This is a genomic window from Pseudomonas sp. KH_021 (assembly GCF_057838865.1).
In genome coordinates, this window is record NZ_CM174477.1 from 4,359,788 (window position 1) to 4,376,958 (window position 17,171).

Below are 17,171 nucleotides of genomic sequence, written 5' to 3' on the forward strand. Positions count from 1 at the left end.
GAACCTCCTCATTTACAGTTTCGTGATTGGGCTGGAGGCTTCGGATTGATTGGCCTCGACGGGATTATGCGAATTTCCGTTTCCATCCATGATCGACCCGTGAATAGCGGTAAATCCCTTCCCATCTAGCCAGCCGTGCCACTTCTCCAGCGCCTCGCGCTTCAGCTGCTCGGCCGAGGTGTGGATGTAGGTCTGCACGTTGCGGGTCAGCGTGTGATTGACCAGCATCTCGCCGATCAGGAAGTCGACGCCCAGGTCAGTCCAGCCAGTGCGGGCCACCTTGCGCAGGTCATGGCTGGTCCACTCGCCACGCCCCAGCCGAGTGAACACCGCGCAGGCCTGGCTGTCGGTCATGGGCCGGCCATTCTTGAACGGAAACAGGTATGCACCCTGGTAGCCCTTCCCCGCCTGCCACTCGCGGTACCGGCTCAGCAGCCCCAGTACCTGGACGGTCAGTGGCAGCCGATGCTCGCAGCGGGTCTTGGTGTTCTCGGCCGGAATGAACCACTCGGCTTGTTCGCCCTGATTAAAGTGAGCCCAGCGGGCCATGCGGGTTTCGCCAATGCGGGTGCCGTGGCACAGCATCAGCAGGGCCAACATGCAATCCACCGGCGCGTCATCGAAGCCAGCCCCCAGTTGCTCGAGCACCTCCTCCAACTGGACCGAGCGCAGGCGCGCTGGCTTGGGCTGAATACGGGCCTTGGTGAAATCGGTGAACTTGAACCCGGCGATCGGATTCGTGCTGATCAGGTGTAGCTTCTCAGCCTGGCGCAGCGCGACGACCAGTACGCCCCACATCAAGCGCACATAGGACAACGAGACCTCGGCCTGCAGCGGCCACATGACCAACTTGTCCAGGCTGGAGCGATCCACGCTAGCCACCGGCAGGTCGTTGAGTCGAGGCTTGAGGTGGCAGGAGATGATTGAGCTGGTGGTGCCGCGGCGCTTCGACGACAGACTGCGGTCCTTGCTCTGGCGATCGGCGAACCAATCTAGCAACTGGCCCATAGTGTGCAATGTGCCGGCGGCGGCCGAGGCCTTGGGGTCGCCCGCCAGGCGCTCGCGGATCTTCGGCAGAACATTGATCAGGCCTTTAGTCGGCAGGTCCGGGAACTTAGCCACCTTATGCCACCTGGAGCCAGTGACCAGGTACCAGGATCCTCGCTCGCGGTTCTTGTTGAACCGAAAGTAGACACCCGGATAACGAGCATCGCGCAGGTTGAGTACATGCGGCTGCGTGGCCTGGCGCCGAATTTCGGCGTCGGAGAAAGTGGTGAGGGCAGTCTGGCTCATGCGGCCACCACTGTCGGCGCCAGGCGCAGGTAGGCACGCAGCTGCTCCATGGCATCGAAGTGCCCGCGACACACCACCGCCAGATAACCCTGCTCGTTGAGACGGCGCAGGCAGGATGACTGACTTGGCGACACCGGCGCTGGCTCGACGGTCGCCTTGAATTCAATGTACAGGCCGAAAAACCCGCCTCGCGCCATCGGCAGCACCAGGTCAGGAATACCGGCCTTCACACCTTGGGCCTTCAGCTTGGCGGCCACGGCCTTGATGCGGTGGCCGCCGTTCGGCACGTGGTAGATCAGCTCGAAAACCTGCGGATAGCGCAGTTCGATTTCTTGCATGAGGGCGGCCTGTTCCTGCCCCTCTCGGTCTACAGGTTTGGTACGGGTTTGTTTCGGCTTGAACAGCTTTGGAGTAACTGGCTTCATGCGGCAACAACCCCCTCGCTAATCAGAATGGCCTGGGTGCGCATGACTCCCTCGGCGTGGTGTTGGCGGGCATCGGCCCGATTGATGACCTTGCTACGGCCGTCGCAAGCGTCGTGGCAGGCACTGCACGCCCAGGCGCCCTGCAGGTCGTTCGGCTTCATGCCGACGCCGCAGGTCCCAGCCATGCGGTAATGGGCAAGGACGGTGGTTTCGGGGTCACCGTTGCACAGGCCGGGAATGCGCACCTGGCACTCGCGGCCGTGGGCGGCCTTGGTCAACTTGGATTGCTTCATGGGCGATCGTCCTTGTGCAGGTCAACAACGACGAAGGTGCCTGGCCACATTTTGTGGCCGTGGGCAGTCGCGAACTCTCTGTTGTGGTACAGGGCAATCGGGGGCTCGGGCTTTTCAGTAAGTCCCCACAGATAGCCGCGGCAATACAGGGCATAGCGGTACTCGGTCGCATCGGGCGCGAGCAGCATCGGGTCCATCAGAAGCTCTCCTTTCTTGCGTAGCGGCCAGCCAGGCTGGTGACCTTTTCGGGTTTCGGCGATTCAACCCAAGCTGAAGCCAGGTTCTCGAATCGGTTGTATTGCCCCAGGAACGCAGCCCGCACGGTGCCGGTCTCGACGTCACGACCCTTGCCAATGATGATTTCGGCAATGCCCTTGGCTTCGGTGTTTTCGTGATAGACCTCGTCGCGATACACGAACAGGATCACGTCGGCATCCTGCTCGATGGCTCCGGACTCGCGCAGGTCTGAAGGGATCGGGCGCTTGTTGGGGCGCTCCTCGCATTTGCGGGAAAGCTGGCTGAGCAGCACCACGGGGATGCCGAGCTCTTTGGCGAGCAGCTTGCAGCCACGGCTGATGCTGCTGATCTCCTCGGTTCGGTTACCGCCCTCCCCGTCAACGAGCTGCAGGTAGTCGATCATCAGCAGATCCAGGCCATAGCGAAGCTTGTGCCGACGAGCCAGAGCGCGAATGCGGCTCATGCTGGTACCGGCGCGGTCAGCGATGTACAGCGGGGCAAACTGGATGGCGTTGGCCGCATAGCCGAGCTGTGTGCCGTGGTCCTGGCAGGCGGTGCCGTTCTTGACCAAGGCAAGCGGTACCCGTCCTTCGGACGCGACCAGCCGGTCGATCAGCTGCCCCTTGTTCATCTCCAGACTGATCACCAGTGCCGACTTTTTCTGGCGAATCGCCGCCTCGGCAACGAAGCCCATCGCGAGCGTCGTCTTGCCCATCGCTGGGCGGCCGGCAACGATGTACAGGTGGTCTGGCTGAAGGCCTCCCAACTTCTCGTCCAGGTCCTTCAGGCCGGTGGAGATCCCGATCAGCGTTTCGCCGCGGGCATGGCGATCGTGGCGCTCTTGCCAGACGTCAATCTGATCGGCCATGACGTCGCCGGCCTTGACGATGTCGTCATCGCCGGCGCCGCAGTCGATCGCCATGGCGGCGGCCTGGATGGCGGCGATCTTGGCCTGTACGTCCTGAGTGCCCTGGGCGATCTCCATGGCCTGGCCGCCGAGGTCGTACAGTGCGCGCTCAATGGCTCGCTCGCGGACAATGCCGGCATACGTCTTCGCGCTGGCCACGCTTGGGGTGTTGTCGACGATCTCGGCGCAGTAGGCCAAGGCGCGGTCACCATTCGACAGGGTTCCGATCTGGTCTGCGACCGTCAGGAAGTCCACCGCCTTGCCGGCAGCCCGCACTGCCATGATCCCGCGGAACACTTCAGCGTTCTCGGAGAAGTAAAACGATTCTGGGGACAGGTCGTCACTCAGGGTGTCGATCAGTTCCGGGCGGATCATCATCGCGCCCAACAGGCCGTGCTCGGCCTCAACGCTATACGGATCACGCACTGTAATTGCCCTCCACGACCTTCACGAAGTTGCTCGGGGCAATCAGCCAATCGAAGCTGGCACGAAATGGTGCGGAGCCGTTTTTGCCAGCGGCTCGGCCCATCAGGAAGTCCGATTGGGCGATGGTCGCGAAGTACTCAGTCCAGAACTCAAGGTCCTGGTGAACCTCGCTCTGATTCCAGCGGGCCTTGAGTTGCTTCTTGCGTGCCTCGGAGACGAGTACGACCGCTGGAAGGGTTGGCGAGAGCAGCCGGTTGAACAAATCAACGATGTCCTGAACCGGGCATGACGGTGAGCGCGAAGTGCGATCGCCACCTTGTGACGGTTCACTTTGCGGTTCCTTTACGGTTCTGGGGGCATCTGGTGCCGGGGTATCCGGCATATCCTGCCGGGGTGATGGGGCATCTGGTGCCGGGGGGCATTTGCTGCCGGGGGCATATCGTGCCGGGGTAATCGAGTACCAGGTTGAGCGACCAAACCGCTGATTGCTCTTCACTGCGCCCGCCTCTTCCAGCCAGCGCAACGCATTGCGAATAGCTCGCTCAGAGAGGCAGGTGCGAACCCCGATAGTCGAGATGGACGGCCAGCAAACGCCTTCATCGTTGGCGTTGTCAGCCAGTGAGATCAGGACAGACTTTTGCGCAGGACTCATGCCCTGCAGGGGCCAGCAAGCGCTCATGATGATGGTGCTCACACGACACCTCGCGCGACTTGCAGGGGCGCCGAATCTAGCTTCAGCAGAGTGCTGACCCAAGGGGTTGAGCTGCGGATAAAAAACTGAGCATTTGCCACGAAGAAAGGAGAGGACTCGCATGCTACGATTTCGGGGCTACCAAGCACCCTAACCATACGCAAGGAGTCCTCATGAACGCAGGTGATGTAGAACACAAAACGCAGGTGCCGCCGTATCGAAACCCGCCGCCCGAGCCGATTCCGTCTCAGGTGCCAAACGAGGTAATTTGAAGAATGAGCTATAGCCGCACACCCTATGAAGCAGGCTTGGATATCGACTACGCCATCGAGCTGAATGCTCGTCACCTGAAGCTTTTCCGGCATATGAAGTGGATTTTCAGCTTCATTTTTCTGGTCAGCGGGACCGCCGTATTCAGCAAAATGGACGCCATCCAGGAATATGGCGCATGGCTGGGGGCGGCTATTGCTCTTGCTGCAATCATCGACCATCTCCTCGCGCCAGGAGATAAAATCGCAAAGCACGCAGACATGAAGCGTCGCTGGTGCGAGCTTCGTGCCGAGAAAGATTCGATCTCGCTTGAAGAGGTCGAAAAACGTATGAGCACTCTTTATGGAGAAGACGTCCACATCGTCAGTGCGCTGGAGAAGCCCAGCTTTAATGCGAACCTCCGCCGCCATGGCAGAGAAGATAGGATCCGCAAACTCAATGCTTGGGAATGGCTTGTATCTGCCCTTGCTTAAAATTGATTCCGCCTGACGCGCTAGATTCTTAGATGGCTCAGAATCTGACGCGCTAGGGGTGTTGATCGTGGGGGATGCTGTATGCATAATCGTCCCTGTTCTGTGCTTTGAAGAAACCACCCTGTCCGGTGGTTTTTTTATGCCTGGAATTCAGGCGTTAATGGTGTCCGGCGCATCCGTGATAGCTTTTTGCTTCCACACGAAAAGGCCTCGGAGGCCGGACATGACAATCTGTAGAAATCTGCAGGGGCAAATCCTTGAGCATCTTCGAGATGCGTACCCCGATAGCTCTGAAGACCTTGAAGGCCTGGGGGATTGGGATGACTGCGTTAAGAATCTTTACTACCTGGACGAACTCGGCCTCATTTCCCTGGATGCTGAGATATTCCTCAGTGGCTTGCATGACGTAAGACAAGCGAGGATCACGGCCAAAGGAATCGACTTTCTCGAGCAGGACGGAGGGGTGAGCGCGATTCTGAGCACCATCACCGTTAGGCTTCATGAGGACACCCTTCTGCGCCTGGTAGAGGCGAAGCTGGAAGCTGCAGATCTTCCCGAGGCTGAGAAAACTGGGATTTTGCAAGCACTCCGAGAAGCTCCCGCCGAGGCCACAAAACAACTGATAACGAAACTAGTGGACCTGGGCATGGAGAATTCGGGGAAAGCAATTCCGCTACTTCAAACGTTGATATCTGGCGGCCCTTTCTGACCTCGCAACCAGAGTGAGCACGGGCAAGACGGGCGTATCCAAGCAGTCCGCCTTGCCCCCAAAGCTCAATAAATAGCTCATCTGAATCCATCTCTGACTCAATGAATAGCTCAGTGGATGAAGCGGATTTCCGCCCACCCATCACCACTGCTGCAACGACTTCAAGGCGGTTCATCCCTTCCCCTTACTGGTTAAATTCACAGCTGTAGCTCAGTACTACTGGCGCAATGCCAAGTGGCGGATAATTTGAACCTCGGTCAGGCGACAAGCTCATCCCAAGGAAACGAAGGGCAAAGCACCTCCTTCTTGAAAGCGCCTGCCGTGATCGCTTCCGCTTTTTTTGCCACCGCAGGAGACATACCGTGCTTGCCTCGAACCCACCCGGACACAGTGCTCTGGTCAACACCGAGCTTCTCGGCAGTGGCCTCTTGCGTTCCGAAGAAGGCAACGAGGTCCTTAAAAATGGCGTTCATGCTGCCCCTCCATATGTGAATACCCATATCGTAGATTATAGGTATACCACTTTGCAACAATATGGGAGCACCAGTAATAATCGATGGATGGAATACAAAGACCGAGTTAAAGCTGCACGCAAACACGCCAAGCTCACCCAGGTGGAGCTGGCACGCCTGGTCGGCATTGACCAGGCATCGATTTCAGACCTTGAGCGCGGCCGCTCCGGGCGATCTTCCTATAACGCCTCCATTGCACAGGTATGCGGTGTTTCAGCGATATGGCTTGAGAGTGGCACAGGAGAAATGCTTGCCGCGGCCACATCTAACGAACCGAGCAACGTTGGGCCTGCACTGCAGCCGAAAATGTCCTACCGCTACCCGGTTATCAGCTGGGTTGCCGCGGGCGCGTGGGCTGAAGCAATTGAGCCTTTCCCCCCCGGGTTCTCTGATCGCTACGAGCTCTCAGAATATGAGGCCAAGGGCCCGGCCTTCTGGCTGGAGGTAAAGGGCGACTCCATGACCTCCCCTGTCGGGCAGAGCGTCGCCGAAGGGACGTTCATCCTGGTTGACACTGAGGCTGATGCGTACCCAGGCAAGCTGGTGATCGCCAAGCTGTCCAGCAGCAATGAGGCGACCTTCAAAAAGCTGGTTGAGGATGGTGGCCGGCGATACCTGAAGCCACTGAACCCCGCCTACCCTACCGAGGTGTGCGCGGAAGACTGCCGTATCGTTGGGGTAGTCGTGCGAGCCCTGATGAAGCTTTGATTGGTAGGGGAAATCCGCCCGCTGGCAGATTTGACCTTTATTGATAAAATATACCTAGGTCGATATAGTGTACGAACTTATCCCCCATGATGATCTGGAGGAAGACCTTGAAAGGCTGATGGGGGTGGACCCTAAAATTGTCTACCAAGCGTCTCAGCTGATCAGGCAGATTTCTGACGATCCAGACCTTCTCGATGACCTACTACGCGATGGCTACGGGGGGTCGCCCAGAAGGCCTGCGCCTGGAGCTATATTCAATGTCAGGGCTTGGGGGCAGGCCCAGGCGAAGAACATGAATCTCTGGGCGCTACGAGATTTTGAATTATCCAGAAAAGGTTTCGAATTCAGGATTGTGTACGCAGTGTTTCCGCGCGCCGAGCTGATCTACATCCTGGCAATCATTGAAAGAGAATGGAATTATGACCCTACTAGCCCTGTCTCTCGACGCATCTTCGCCAGCTATAGAGCAATCGAAGAAGAGCTATAGGGAGGCACCCTCAACCGCGTCTGGCTATGCACCGAAGGTGTTTAACCTAAACCCTCCCGCAAAGAAATCCAAAGCGGCTGCAAAGCATTCAAAATTTTCAGCCTTCATCGAGCGCTTGGAGCGGGACCCTGCGCACGCAAAAGGTTTATCTGAAAGCCGAGCACTCATTGCTGATGCGCTCTATGCAGAAGACGGGATAACACTGAAAACGTTGCGCCTGAAGGCCGGCTTGACTCAAACCCAGCTCGCAGCACTCCTTGAAACAAGCCAGCCGCACGTCGCCCGAATGGAAATGGGCCGACAAGAACCAGTTATGTCAACCTGCCGCAAGCTGAGCAACGCGCTGGGTGTATCGCTTGATGTGATTGGCGAGGCTCTTGAGAGGCAGGCCGAGATCAACGAAACCAAGGCTAGAAAATGATCAGATATGCTCACGCGATCTTTTGTGACGACATTCGCCAGGAGCTCGGGGGAAAGACAACGCTTGTGGGAATTTATGCGGGCCAATGCCTGGTACCTTCAATTCCTTGCGCCCTTCCCAAGCTTTGCTTGGCGCTGAGCATCTCCGCGCCACGAGCCACACCAATAACCTCCGTCACAGTTTCTGGGGTATACGCAGGGAGCGAGGTATTCAATATGTCTTTGAATCAGGAACAGATTGAAGAAATCATGGCCCCGAGCCTCAAGGCTCGACCAGACGGCAAAAATATGACCATGGTTCTTATGGGCGTCATGGCTCCATTTGCCGTACCAACTGCAGGCAAACTTTCATTGTCGGTCATTGCGGATGGCGAAGACGTGTTTTGCGAAGGCTTGAATATCTCGGAAGCCCCACATGGTACGCAATTTGGCATCTGAGACCCTCGACAGTTCAGCAATCACAGCACCTGACTTGCACAAGCCCGCCACTGAGCGGGCTTTTTTACGCCTGCCTTCCAAGCAATAGGTACCGAAAGCTTACAGATGGCCCGCCTTAGACTACCGGCCTATTGCCATTTTCCTACGGCGCAAATACTGTATATCCATACAGACACCCCATGGAAGAGCAGTATGTTGGTACAACCAGACTTCACCAGATCGAGCCCTCAGTCCTACGAACAGATTGGCCATCGAATCCGCTCACTGGTGGCGGACCCCAAGGTGCAACGAGTTATGGCAGTCACTGTCCGGCGCCGCGACGATGAAAACCTGAGCGACTGGCGGCGGCTGATAGACGAAATATCAGAAACGGCAGGCATTCACGTTAACGAACTGGAGGACGGGGCGGTACGAATAGCCTGGAAGGATTACTGCGAAGCCTGACCGAAGCCCGCTCGATGCGGGCTTTTTATCGGCAACACTAAAAATTATGTGTTTACCCATAGACTTTAAATATGTGCTCCCCTATATTTCTCCCAAGCCAACAGCAACACGGCCACCGCTCTTTACACAACATGACGTGACCACCGCGACGTACCCAGGCAAACACCTGGGTCGGGACAAGCTAAATCGTCGCCCACGCAGCCTCTGGATAGCTGCCGGTCTCGCCAAATCGCGAGGACGCCAAACCATGCAAGCCAGCCGGAACAGAACACCGAACACGAAATGTGTGACGCCGGCCAGTGATACGAATCGGGCGCAGCGCATGGAGCGGAACAAACACCACAGGAGGAAACACGCCATGAAGTAGGAAGCCCAGCGGGTATTCGGACCCGCAGCCCACGACGAACTGCCCATACCCAGCCGGCCGCCGAGCTGCAGGTAGTCGTGTAGCGAACCAGTACCCGATGACCACTGCGATAAGCCGACCAGGTCGCAGCGAACAGGGAAGCTCAAGGCCAACCAAATCGAGCGTGAACGCCGTCGGAGGCAGTAGCGCGGAAAGCATCACTGAAGCACCTGGGCAACCGGGTGCTTTGGGATGACAACCAAGGAGCAGGACATGTTGATACTCACCCGCCGTCGCGGCGAAACGATCCGAATCAACGATGACATCACCGTGACGGTGCTCGAAGTGAACGGCCAGCAGGTACGCATCGGGGTGGTAGCGCCGAAGGAAGTAACGGTGCACCGCCAAGAAATCTACAAGCGCATCCAGGATGAGCAGGTCAAGGAAGCAGCGGCCTGACCGGAAAGCATCACTGAAGCGCCTGGGTGACCGGGCGCTTTAGGATGACAAGCGCCCAACAGTATCAGGAGCAAAAGATGAACAAAGAACAGGTTTACGACAGCTTGATCAGCCCGCTGATGCTCCAAATCATCAGCATCTGCAAGGATCAAGGCATCGCAATGATGGCGAGCTTTGCCATTGCGCACGACGGCGAAGGCCCGAACGGCGAGGACTGCTCTGGCCTGGTATGCAGCTCTCTGCTTCCAGATGGCGACGGTGAGCACAACCAGGTGTTTACGCAAGCGAATGCCATCATCCGGCGCGGCCGACGGCCCTCCCCGATGATGATCACCACCGAGCATGGCGACGGCTCCAAGACCATGACGGCAATTATCTGATTTCACTGGCTGGCCTTGGCGACAGGGCCAGACGGGAAATCAACCAAACAAGGATGGATCACTTCATGAGCCAGCAAACCCTTCAAGAACTATTGGCCGAGCGAGTCACCGCATATGCCCTGTCAGATCGCCCGCGCGAGCTGATCGACGAAGGCATCGAGAAGCTGTTCAAGGAAGTCGTGAGCGATACGTTCCGGTCCTATGGCGATTTCGGCGGGGCGATCAAGGAGGCGGTCAAGGCCGCACTGCCGGCCAACGTCTCTGACGTATTCGAGCTTCAGCGTTACAACGCGCTGATCGCCAACGCACTGCGCGAGCGCTGGGAGGCTGCCGCTGTGCACTCCTCCATCATCGAGCAGGCCGACAAGTCCATTGCCGAAGTGCTGACCGGCAAAGGTCTGATCACTGGCGAGGTGTCTCTGTACAAACTGCTCTCGGCCTTCATCGAAGACCACAAAGAGCGGGCCGCCGAGGAGCACTGGGAGCGCCCAGAGATCCGCATCGAAGAAGGCGACAACTACGGAATGGACGCCAAGTTCATGCATATCTACTTGGATGAGGAGCCTGAAGATCGAGACCGCACCGGCCGCCGCCGCGAGAACTACCAGCTGAAGCACAGCATTCACATGAAGATCACTGGCAAGCGCGATGCTGAAAACCACTGGCGCAAGTGTGACGAGTTTGGCGATGTGTATTCGGCCCAGCTCGACGACAAGAAGGTGGCAATCAACATGCGAATCCGGTCGGACTGGGAACGCATGATCGCTTCGCTGTACTTCGGCAATGCAATTCTGGTCATTGACTGCGCCCCGGACGACCTGAACTACGGCCTTTACGACTGAACAACCAGCGCCACGGCAGCCTGCCGTTAACTGCCCAATCACCTGGTACCCCCCATCACCAGGCTGCATTGGCCGTGACGTTTACCCTCCCCTGGTCCGGGTGCTTCACGGCTCGGGCGAGCGTCACGACCAATGCAGCCAACCTCACTGAGAACACCGCATGGAATCGATGATCAAGAACGGCAGCTGGACTGGCTATCTCGGCCGGGGCCTGGCGCCGCGCGAACTGGAATGCACCCTCTTTGTTGCCCAGGGCCTGACCGCCAAGGAAATCGCCCGAATGATCGGCATCGCGCCGGGCACCGTCGCTAAGCGGCTAACCAGCGCCATGTTCAAACTCGACGTGAACCGCCAGGCCGCGCTGGTGGCCGAGGCCATGCGTAGGCAAATCATCTGCCCGATCTGCATCCTGCTGGCCAGCCTGATCGCCATGCACGCCGTCATCGACGACACCGACCCGCTGCGCCGCGATCGCCGCGCGCCGGATCGCCGCACCGCTCAAGTCCGAATCGTCCGCAAGGCCGAAGCGGTTGAGCTCCACGCATAGGCGCCACTGCCTTCCCAGTGGCGACACCGGAGGATGCAGCCATGTAAACGACAGCCACCGGCACCGCCCAATGCGCGGTCGGACATTGCTCGCATACGGAGGCGTTTGTGAGTCGAGAGCCCGGGTCGCCGGGCTTTCTTTTGCCTGCCTTTATCCGCCAGCACCTGGCTCGGGTGCTGACGAATGAACGCAAACCACAATGAGGACGTGCCATGAACCAGACCATTCGCCAACAACGCAACTTGCTCGACGTCGCTCGCCAGCAATTGAGGGTGGCCACAGCAGACTTCTACCAGAAGATCAGCACACCGGCTCCCGGCCAAGCGCTGCGCTTTAGCGTGGTGCCCAAGGGCGCGAACACCTTCGAGATCGTCGACCGCCATACCGGCGTCATCCGTGGTCCGCGCTTCGGCCATCTCAACGCCTGCGGCTACGCTCAGCAGCTGGAGCGCAAGACGTGCGCAATCGGCAACACCGCATCTGCAGCGAAGGTGCTCAGCAAGAACATGCTGCGCTTCGCAATGGTAGCCGGCGCGATCATGGTCCTATTCGCGTGGTACGGCGCCAAGCAATGAGCGACGACATTCCCAACGCTTACTACGCCGGGCGCTCTGGTCGTGAAAGCGGCTGTAGCCGACTGGCCTGCCCGTTCAGTCCTATCAGCGTCATCGGCGCATGGTGGATGGCCGGCTGGCACGACAAGGACATGGAGCTTTCGTCTTGAAACGAATCTCCCACCAGGTGCAGAAGCGGCGCCGGCAACACATCAACATCCCGCCAAGCGGTATCGGAGGTAACGGCGATGGCCGAGGCGATTACACCAGCAGCAAAGCACTCAAAGACGTATCGCAAAAAGAAGGATGCCGAGCGCGAGAAGCTGGGCATAGAGACACTGAAAATCGATGTTCCCACTGGCATTCGCCAGGGATTGCGAAAGGTGATGCTGCTGCACGGATTCACCAACGCGCAGGAGGTCTGGCAGAGCCTGGCTCTTCACCTGATCAACGCAAGCATCGAGGACCAGGCTTCGATCCTGCGCCCTGACACGTCAGGTTTTGAAGTAACTCCAAAACTAGCGCGTCAGTTCAGGAATGCCAGCCTGGCCGAGATCAAGCGTGACCCAGGCGACGATATCCTGGGGCCGGAAATCACTCAGTACGACTAAGACGCAGGTTCTGCATGGTGCACTCAGTGGTGCTCACGGTGCTCATGAACGCATTCAGCTCCACGGAGCACTTCTCGATGTTCAGGCCGTTGCGGCCATCGCTCGAAATGTTCGTGACATACGGGCCAGCAGAGCTACAGCCAGCCAAGGCGGCGATAAAGCCCAGCGCAACGATCTTCAGTTTCATGTGAGTCCCTTCTGTTTTAGGCCGCAGCCATCGGTAAGCGGTGAATCATATAGCAACACGCCATCACTAAACCATCTGCCGCATCCAGCCACGGAGCGCGGTGCATGCATGGAGAAAACCATGACCGAATTCACCGACAAGCAGCTCGGCCTGCTTTGGCACACCCTAGGCATTTGCCCGGAACACCGCCACCGCCGCACCATCACGCGCAACCACTTCCTGACAAGCCCAGGCTACGACGACGCGAACAACCTCGACGTTCTGGTCGCCTCAGGCCTGATGACCTGCGGTAAGCCGCCGGCCTTCTGTTCACAGGATGAGGTCGTTTACCGGGCAACTGCCGATGGTGAGCAATTCGCCCTGGCCAAGATGCCGCCTTTGCCTGCTCCACCCAAACGCACCAAGTTTGATGCCTACCTGGATGAGTGCGAGTGCTACGACGGGTTCGCCCACTTCCTCGGTATCAACCAGCCGAAATTCCAAGATCGCGGCGAGTACGGGAAGCGCGAATATCGCATGGTCCGCTATCCACGCGGCAGTGCTTGGCGCCATTCCAGATCCTCTTACTGGCCGCCATACGAACCACTTGAGGTCGCGGGTGAATGGGCCTCGACCATGAAAGCAGCCAAGGCCAGCTACAAGGCAGCGCTGAAGGAGTTTCGTCAGCGGCCGCGCCATTCAGCGAGCGACTTCGACCGGGCCTACATGGCCTGACCCTCCTGCGCAGCCCGCCAGCGCCTTTTCCTACCTCGGCTATTTGGCAGTCGCTCGAAACTGATCATCGGAGGTTAAGGGTACGAATTAGTAGTCGGGCGTCATCGATGCTACGAATATCGACGGCCCAATGCTCGTCATCCTTATGCGATGAATCGTAAAAGCTATCGAAGATCCTCCTGATCTCTTCCTTCTGGTAAATCCCGTCCCTCAACACCGGAGGGCGGAAGTGGAAGTTGATCTTTTGCTGAGACGGCATCAGGGAAAAATACCGTTTCCCATCTTGGTAGACGCGAAAAGATCGGACCACACCCTGATTTTTCACAGTCCAGCTGACTGACCGAAGACAGGTGAACGCGCCAACTAAGTAAATGAACGCCTCTCGTACCTCCGCATCCTGGATGTACTCGAAGAATTCATTCACAAGCTCTGCATCGATATCAGACTCAAGCATGGGTATCTCCCAAGTCGGCGCCATGTCGAGCCTTAAGCAATAACCCACTTCAACGAATCACGCCACTCCGGCGAGGCCACCATGACCCCAATAGCTCAACAAGCGCTGGACAGCGCGTGGGCGCGCCTCAGTAGCGTGCCAGCGCGAAAGACCAAGGACCGCAAACCTTGGTCGCCAGAGGAAGAGCAGCGACTGACCCAGCTGTACCCAGACACGCCAATGCCTGAGCTGCTCAAGGTGTTTGAGCGGCCGTACTGGGCGATCTACAACAAGGCATACGCACTCGGCCTGAAGCGAAGCGAGAGCTATCTCGCCAGCGAACACGCCTGCCGGCTCAGGCGCGACAACAATCCCGGGATCGGCTCTCGATTCCAGAAAGGTCAAGAACCCTGGAACAAAGGCACCAACTTCGTTTCCGGCGGCAGGTCGGCCGAGACTAGGTTCAGTCCTGGAGCGATGCCCCACAACCATGTGCCAGTTGGCAGCGAGCGCGTCACGGCAGACGGTATCAGGCAGCGCAAAACGCACGACGACGGGCCAGCACACCGCCGGTGGAAGTCGGTGCACATGATCATCTGGGAAGAAGCCCACGGCCCTGTCCCCGCCGGCCACATCGTGGTCTTTCGCGATCGTAACACTGCCCACATTGAAATCGACAACCTTGAGCTCGTCACCCGGGCCGAGAACATGCGTCGCAACACCATCCACCGCTACCCGCCGGAATTGAAAGACACCATTCGCCAGCTCGGGAAGCTGAAAAAGGCTATCAGGGAGGTAACCAATGAAAAACAAGATGACTGATCTGCGGAATCACTTGTTCGCAACGCTGGAGGCCCTGCAGGACCAGGACAAGCCAATGGACATCGAGCGCGCCAAGGCGATAGCTGATGTGGCCAAGGTGCTGGTGGACTCGGCCAAGGTTGAAGTCATGTTCATCAATGCAACGGACGGGGAGGCAAAGAGCACGGGCTTCATCGAGTCGGAGCGCGACGCGCTGCCACCCAAAATTGCTGCAGTGCCGCGGCCATGACCCACAAGTGCTACCTGCGCGACCCGAGCGTAAACGCCGTCACCGACCTTGTGACCGACGAGCAGATGCAGTGTGCATTCCAGGGCACCAACTTCGGCCACACCGATTACCGTGGCCTGCTGGCCCAAGGCTGCATCAAGGCCCTGGCCGCCTGGCACCAGGGCCACACGTTGACCACCATCCTGGAAGAGCTTCGCCTGATCAGCTGGAACAAAAAGACCGGCAAGATCAAGGTCACCGCCAAAGGGCGCCACTACATTTGGCTAGCCTTCAAAGGCTGCCCGGGCGCCTAGGAGTACATTTGTACTCCAGCATGCGTAAACCCCTCTCCCCTCTATTGAGCAGATCGAATAGCCGCAGCCGCGGCAGGAGTAGTCATGCCTGAAGAAATCAAGCTGATACAGCCCGTAGCAGTTGTCCGCGACGAAAACGGGATGTTCTGGCATCCCGACCTGCCGACCTTCGATGAAGGCGACGACGACAAGAGCAAAGCGTGGATCGCGGAGCAGCGCCTGGAGGTTGACATGGTCAGCCTTGAGTTTGCTGACGAAGCAATCGCCGATCGCTACTTCGAGAGCCAGGACCCGGACTGCAGCTACTGGGAGCCGGCACGACCAAGTGGCGAAGGCTGGTTCTGCCTTTCGATCAACGACACCGACGACGGCCCGGTCTGCTGGTGGGCGCGGCGCGAGGTGAAGTCATGAAGACACTTGGCGAAATCATTGAGGCCGCGAGATCGGGCGAGCGCCCGGACTACGACGAGCTCCGCCTCGCCGTTTGCGCGATGGACATGCTCATGACCTTCGACCGCCAGGCTATCTGGAAGCTAGCCGAGGCCGAGACACAGGGCAAGAAGCCGTTCTTGGTGTACAGCGGGGCCTGGCAGCGAGACGAGAACTTCCAGCGCGTGAAACGCGCCATGGAAAAGGACCCAAAGACCTACTTGGGACCGAGCTATGACCCTGACAGAGCTGAAGTCCAAGAGCGGCGCCGCAAGTCGATAGCCCTGATGGACAGGGCCATGGCCCGTTCACAGGGGACGAAGCCATGATCGCCCTCACCTACATGGCCTACCTGATCTACAGGGGGCCTCGATGAGTAAGCCATACGGTCGAACAACCACAGGCGCCAAGGTAACGGTGACCCTGGAGCTTTCCAACTTGGGCAGCTGGGGGCCCGACTGCACCACCGGCCAAGTCCATGACCAAGCGCGGGAGGCAGCAATCGGCCGCCTCAATCGCCTGTTCAAAGATCACATCGACAGCACCAAAATCATCGGCAAGGTGAAGGTCGAGGCTGTCACCACCACGCTCGAGCAGCGTTAACCCCCTACAACAAATCAAGCCTGCCGGTAGGCGGGCGAGGATCAACTATGTCCGCAAACAAAACTATGTGTATCTATCACGGCAACTGCGCTGACGGCTTCGGCGCCGCCTGGGTTGTTCGCAAGGCTCTTGGTGACTCTGTCGAGTTCGTGGCCGGCGTCTACGGGGAAGAGCCGCCAGATGTGGAAGGCAAAGACGTCATTATCGTGGACTTCAGCTACAAGTACGACGTGCTGGTATCGATGAGCTGGAAGGCCAGCAGCATTATCGTGCTCGATCACCACAAGTCTGCCGCCGAGGACCTGCAACGATTCCCGCCATTCCACGCGGGCGTCAGGATTGACGGACGTAACGCCGACGGCTCCGTCTCGCTGGGGTGTGTAAGCGCTCATTCCTTCATGGCTTCGCAGAACTCCCCGGCCATTGCGTGCTGCTTCGACATGGAGCGCAGTGGAGCCATGCTGGCCTGGGATCACTTCTTCCCCGGCCAAGAGCCACCGCAGTTGCTGCGTCATATCGAGGACCGGGATCTCTGGCTGTTCAAGTTGGACGGAACGCGTGAGATCCAGGCGAACCTGTTCAGCTACCCCTACGACTTCGAAGTTTGGGATCACTTGATGGCGGCCGACGTAGAGACCCTCCGGTCAGACGGCGCCGCCATTGAGAGGAAGCACCACAAGGATATTGCCGAGCTGGTGGCCGTCACAAAGCGCCGCCTGGTAATCGGCGGGCACGACGTACCGGCCGCCAGCCTGCCCTACACCCTAACCAGTGATGCCGGCCACCTGATGGCGCAGGGCGAGCCGTTTGCAGCCTGCTACTGGGATACCCCAACCGGCCGGGTGTTCAGCCTGCGCAGCACAAATGAAGGGATGGATGTTTCTGCGATCGCCAGCCAGTACGGCGGCGGCGGGCACCGAAACGCCGCAGGTTTCCGAGTGCCTTTCGGGCACGAACTCACCTTATAACCCCCTCCCCACTACAACAAC

General features: G+C 58.5%; 31 protein-coding genes. 22 read left to right on the forward strand and 9 right to left on the reverse strand.

Annotated features, from left to right (window positions below; all coding sequences use genetic code 11):
• Positions 1–12: 12 nt before the first annotated feature.
• From AC3IX4_RS20030 to AC3IX4_RS20055, 6 genes are read right to left on the reverse strand one after another with little or no spacing between them, the layout of a single operon-like run.
• Entirely contained in the window at positions 13–1,293 is a 1,281-nt protein-coding gene (locus AC3IX4_RS20030; RefSeq protein WP_489257131.1) for a tyrosine-type recombinase/integrase, read from the reverse strand.
• Positions 1,290–1,718: a VRR-NUC domain-containing protein gene (locus AC3IX4_RS20035; protein WP_489257132.1), complete on the reverse strand. Its 429-nt coding sequence runs from the start codon at positions 1,716–1,718 to the stop codon at positions 1,290–1,292. The genes AC3IX4_RS20030 and AC3IX4_RS20035 overlap by 4 nt, the downstream gene beginning before the upstream one ends.
• The gene (locus AC3IX4_RS20040) at positions 1,715–2,011 is read right to left on the reverse strand and encodes a DUF1364 domain-containing protein (protein ID WP_489257133.1); all 297 of its coding nucleotides are present in this window, start codon (positions 2,009–2,011) and stop codon (positions 1,715–1,717) included. Before AC3IX4_RS20040 ends, AC3IX4_RS20035 begins: the two co-directional genes overlap by 4 nt.
• A complete protein-coding gene (locus tag AC3IX4_RS20045) occupies positions 2,008–2,208 on the reverse strand; it encodes a hypothetical protein (RefSeq protein WP_489257134.1) in 201 nt (66 codons plus the stop codon). Before AC3IX4_RS20045 ends, AC3IX4_RS20040 begins: the two co-directional genes overlap by 4 nt.
• Positions 2,208–3,581: a replicative DNA helicase gene (gene dnaB / locus AC3IX4_RS20050; protein ID WP_489257135.1), complete on the reverse strand. Its 1,374-nt coding sequence runs from the start codon at positions 3,579–3,581 to the stop codon at positions 2,208–2,210. The genes AC3IX4_RS20045 and dnaB overlap by 1 nt, the downstream gene beginning before the upstream one ends.
• Positions 3,574–4,275, reverse strand: coding sequence for a helix-turn-helix domain-containing protein (locus AC3IX4_RS20055; RefSeq protein WP_489257136.1), 702 nt, complete (start codon positions 4,273–4,275; stop codon positions 3,574–3,576). Before AC3IX4_RS20055 ends, dnaB begins: the two co-directional genes overlap by 8 nt.
• A gap of 272 nt (positions 4,276–4,547) precedes the next feature.
• Here AC3IX4_RS20055 and AC3IX4_RS20060 point away from each other — a divergent pair, with 272 nt between their 5' ends.
• Both AC3IX4_RS20060 and AC3IX4_RS20065 read left to right on the forward strand, forming a co-directional pair.
• Positions 4,548–5,015: a hypothetical protein gene (locus tag AC3IX4_RS20060; protein ID WP_489257137.1), complete on the forward strand. Its 468-nt coding sequence runs from the start codon at positions 4,548–4,550 to the stop codon at positions 5,013–5,015.
• Positions 5,016–5,082: 67 nt separating this feature from the next.
• Positions 5,083–5,724, forward strand: coding sequence for a hypothetical protein (locus AC3IX4_RS20065; protein WP_489257138.1), 642 nt, complete (start codon positions 5,083–5,085; stop codon positions 5,722–5,724).
• A gap of 257 nt (positions 5,725–5,981) precedes the next feature.
• Here the strand turns inward: AC3IX4_RS20065 and AC3IX4_RS20070 are convergent, their stop codons facing one another.
• Positions 5,982–6,197 carry a YdaS family helix-turn-helix protein gene (locus tag AC3IX4_RS20070; RefSeq protein WP_489257139.1) on the reverse strand — a complete coding sequence of 72 codons (216 nt, stop codon included), beginning with the start codon at positions 6,195–6,197 and terminating at the stop codon, positions 5,982–5,984.
• Between the two features lie 87 nt (positions 6,198–6,284).
• Between AC3IX4_RS20070 and AC3IX4_RS20075 the strand changes: the two genes are divergently transcribed.
• The 12 genes from AC3IX4_RS20075 (at position 6,285) to AC3IX4_RS20130 (ending at position 12,472) form a co-directional block, all read left to right on the forward strand.
• Positions 6,285–6,944 (forward strand): LexA family protein, encoded by a 660-nt coding sequence (locus tag AC3IX4_RS20075; protein WP_489261327.1) that lies wholly within the window; start codon positions 6,285–6,287, stop codon positions 6,942–6,944.
• 67 nt (positions 6,945–7,011) lie between these two features.
• Complete coding sequence (locus tag AC3IX4_RS20080) at positions 7,012–7,431, forward strand: hypothetical protein (protein WP_489257140.1); 420 nt, start codon at positions 7,012–7,014, stop codon at positions 7,429–7,431.
• Positions 7,364–7,852, forward strand: coding sequence for a helix-turn-helix transcriptional regulator (locus AC3IX4_RS20085; protein WP_489257141.1), 489 nt, complete (start codon positions 7,364–7,366; stop codon positions 7,850–7,852). The genes AC3IX4_RS20080 and AC3IX4_RS20085 overlap by 68 nt, the downstream gene beginning before the upstream one ends.
• Positions 7,849–8,289, forward strand: coding sequence for a DUF6941 family protein (locus AC3IX4_RS20090; RefSeq protein ID WP_489257142.1), 441 nt, complete (start codon positions 7,849–7,851; stop codon positions 8,287–8,289). The genes AC3IX4_RS20085 and AC3IX4_RS20090 overlap by 4 nt, the downstream gene beginning before the upstream one ends.
• Before the next feature lie 192 nt (positions 8,290–8,481).
• Positions 8,482–8,733, forward strand: a complete 252-nt coding sequence (locus tag AC3IX4_RS20095) for a DUF1654 domain-containing protein (protein WP_489257143.1) — start codon at positions 8,482–8,484, stop codon at positions 8,731–8,733.
• Between the two features lie 619 nt (positions 8,734–9,352).
• Positions 9,353–9,538, forward strand: a complete 186-nt coding sequence (csrA, locus tag AC3IX4_RS20100; protein ID WP_489257144.1) for a carbon storage regulator CsrA — start codon at positions 9,353–9,355, stop codon at positions 9,536–9,538.
• Between the two features lie 77 nt (positions 9,539–9,615).
• On the forward strand, positions 9,616–9,918 hold the full coding sequence (locus AC3IX4_RS20105; protein ID WP_489257145.1) for a hypothetical protein: 303 nt from the start codon (positions 9,616–9,618) through the stop codon (positions 9,916–9,918).
• Positions 9,919–9,983: 65 nt separating this feature from the next.
• Complete coding sequence (locus tag AC3IX4_RS20110) at positions 9,984–10,760, forward strand: hypothetical protein (protein WP_489257146.1); 777 nt, start codon at positions 9,984–9,986, stop codon at positions 10,758–10,760.
• 160 nt (positions 10,761–10,920) lie between these two features.
• A complete protein-coding gene (locus AC3IX4_RS20115) occupies positions 10,921–11,307 on the forward strand; it encodes a response regulator transcription factor (protein ID WP_489257147.1) in 387 nt (128 codons plus the stop codon).
• A 212-nt stretch (positions 11,308–11,519) separates the two neighbouring features.
• Positions 11,520–11,882: a hypothetical protein gene (locus tag AC3IX4_RS20120; RefSeq protein WP_489257148.1), complete on the forward strand. Its 363-nt coding sequence runs from the start codon at positions 11,520–11,522 to the stop codon at positions 11,880–11,882.
• Positions 11,879–12,031 (forward strand): ribosome modulation factor, encoded by a 153-nt coding sequence (locus AC3IX4_RS20125; protein WP_489257149.1) that lies wholly within the window; start codon positions 11,879–11,881, stop codon positions 12,029–12,031. The genes AC3IX4_RS20120 and AC3IX4_RS20125 overlap by 4 nt, the downstream gene beginning before the upstream one ends.
• 78 nt (positions 12,032–12,109) lie before the next feature.
• Entirely contained in the window at positions 12,110–12,472 is a 363-nt protein-coding gene (locus AC3IX4_RS20130) for a hypothetical protein (RefSeq protein ID WP_489257150.1), read from the forward strand.
• Here AC3IX4_RS20130 and AC3IX4_RS20135 read toward each other — a convergent pair.
• Positions 12,456–12,659: a hypothetical protein gene (locus AC3IX4_RS20135; RefSeq protein WP_489257151.1), complete on the reverse strand. Its 204-nt coding sequence runs from the start codon at positions 12,657–12,659 to the stop codon at positions 12,456–12,458. The two genes, AC3IX4_RS20130 and AC3IX4_RS20135, sit on opposite strands and share 17 nt — an antisense overlap.
• A gap of 120 nt (positions 12,660–12,779) precedes the next feature.
• Between AC3IX4_RS20135 and AC3IX4_RS20140 the strand changes: the two genes are divergently transcribed.
• Positions 12,780–13,373: a hypothetical protein gene (locus AC3IX4_RS20140; protein ID WP_489257152.1), complete on the forward strand. Its 594-nt coding sequence runs from the start codon at positions 12,780–12,782 to the stop codon at positions 13,371–13,373.
• A gap of 64 nt (positions 13,374–13,437) precedes the next feature.
• Here AC3IX4_RS20140 and AC3IX4_RS20145 read toward each other — a convergent pair whose 3' ends face one another.
• Positions 13,438–13,827, reverse strand: a complete 390-nt coding sequence (locus tag AC3IX4_RS20145; protein ID WP_489257153.1) for a hypothetical protein — start codon at positions 13,825–13,827, stop codon at positions 13,438–13,440.
• Positions 13,828–13,908: 81 nt separating this feature from the next.
• Between AC3IX4_RS20145 and AC3IX4_RS20150 the strand changes: the two genes are divergently transcribed.
• From AC3IX4_RS20150 to AC3IX4_RS20180, 7 genes are all read left to right on the forward strand, one after another.
• Entirely contained in the window at positions 13,909–14,628 is a 720-nt protein-coding gene (locus AC3IX4_RS20150; protein WP_489257154.1) for an HNH endonuclease signature motif containing protein, read from the forward strand.
• Positions 14,609–14,857, forward strand: coding sequence for a hypothetical protein (locus tag AC3IX4_RS20155; RefSeq protein WP_489257155.1), 249 nt, complete (start codon positions 14,609–14,611; stop codon positions 14,855–14,857). The genes AC3IX4_RS20150 and AC3IX4_RS20155 overlap by 20 nt, the downstream gene beginning before the upstream one ends.
• Positions 14,854–15,150: a hypothetical protein gene (locus AC3IX4_RS20160; RefSeq protein WP_489257156.1), complete on the forward strand. Its 297-nt coding sequence runs from the start codon at positions 14,854–14,856 to the stop codon at positions 15,148–15,150. Before AC3IX4_RS20155 ends, AC3IX4_RS20160 begins: the two co-directional genes overlap by 4 nt.
• 84 nt (positions 15,151–15,234) lie before the next feature.
• A complete protein-coding gene (locus AC3IX4_RS20165; protein ID WP_489257157.1) occupies positions 15,235–15,561 on the forward strand; it encodes a hypothetical protein in 327 nt (108 codons plus the stop codon).
• A complete protein-coding gene (locus AC3IX4_RS20170; protein WP_489257158.1) occupies positions 15,558–15,908 on the forward strand; it encodes a hypothetical protein in 351 nt (116 codons plus the stop codon). The genes AC3IX4_RS20165 and AC3IX4_RS20170 overlap by 4 nt, the downstream gene beginning before the upstream one ends.
• A gap of 43 nt (positions 15,909–15,951) precedes the next feature.
• Positions 15,952–16,182 carry a hypothetical protein gene (locus AC3IX4_RS20175; protein WP_489257159.1) on the forward strand — a complete coding sequence of 77 codons (231 nt, stop codon included), beginning with the start codon at positions 15,952–15,954 and terminating at the stop codon, positions 16,180–16,182.
• A 47-nt stretch (positions 16,183–16,229) separates the two neighbouring features.
• Positions 16,230–17,150: a phosphohydrolase gene (locus AC3IX4_RS20180; RefSeq protein WP_489257160.1), complete on the forward strand. Its 921-nt coding sequence runs from the start codon at positions 16,230–16,232 to the stop codon at positions 17,148–17,150.
• Positions 17,151–17,171: the final 21 nt, after the last annotated feature.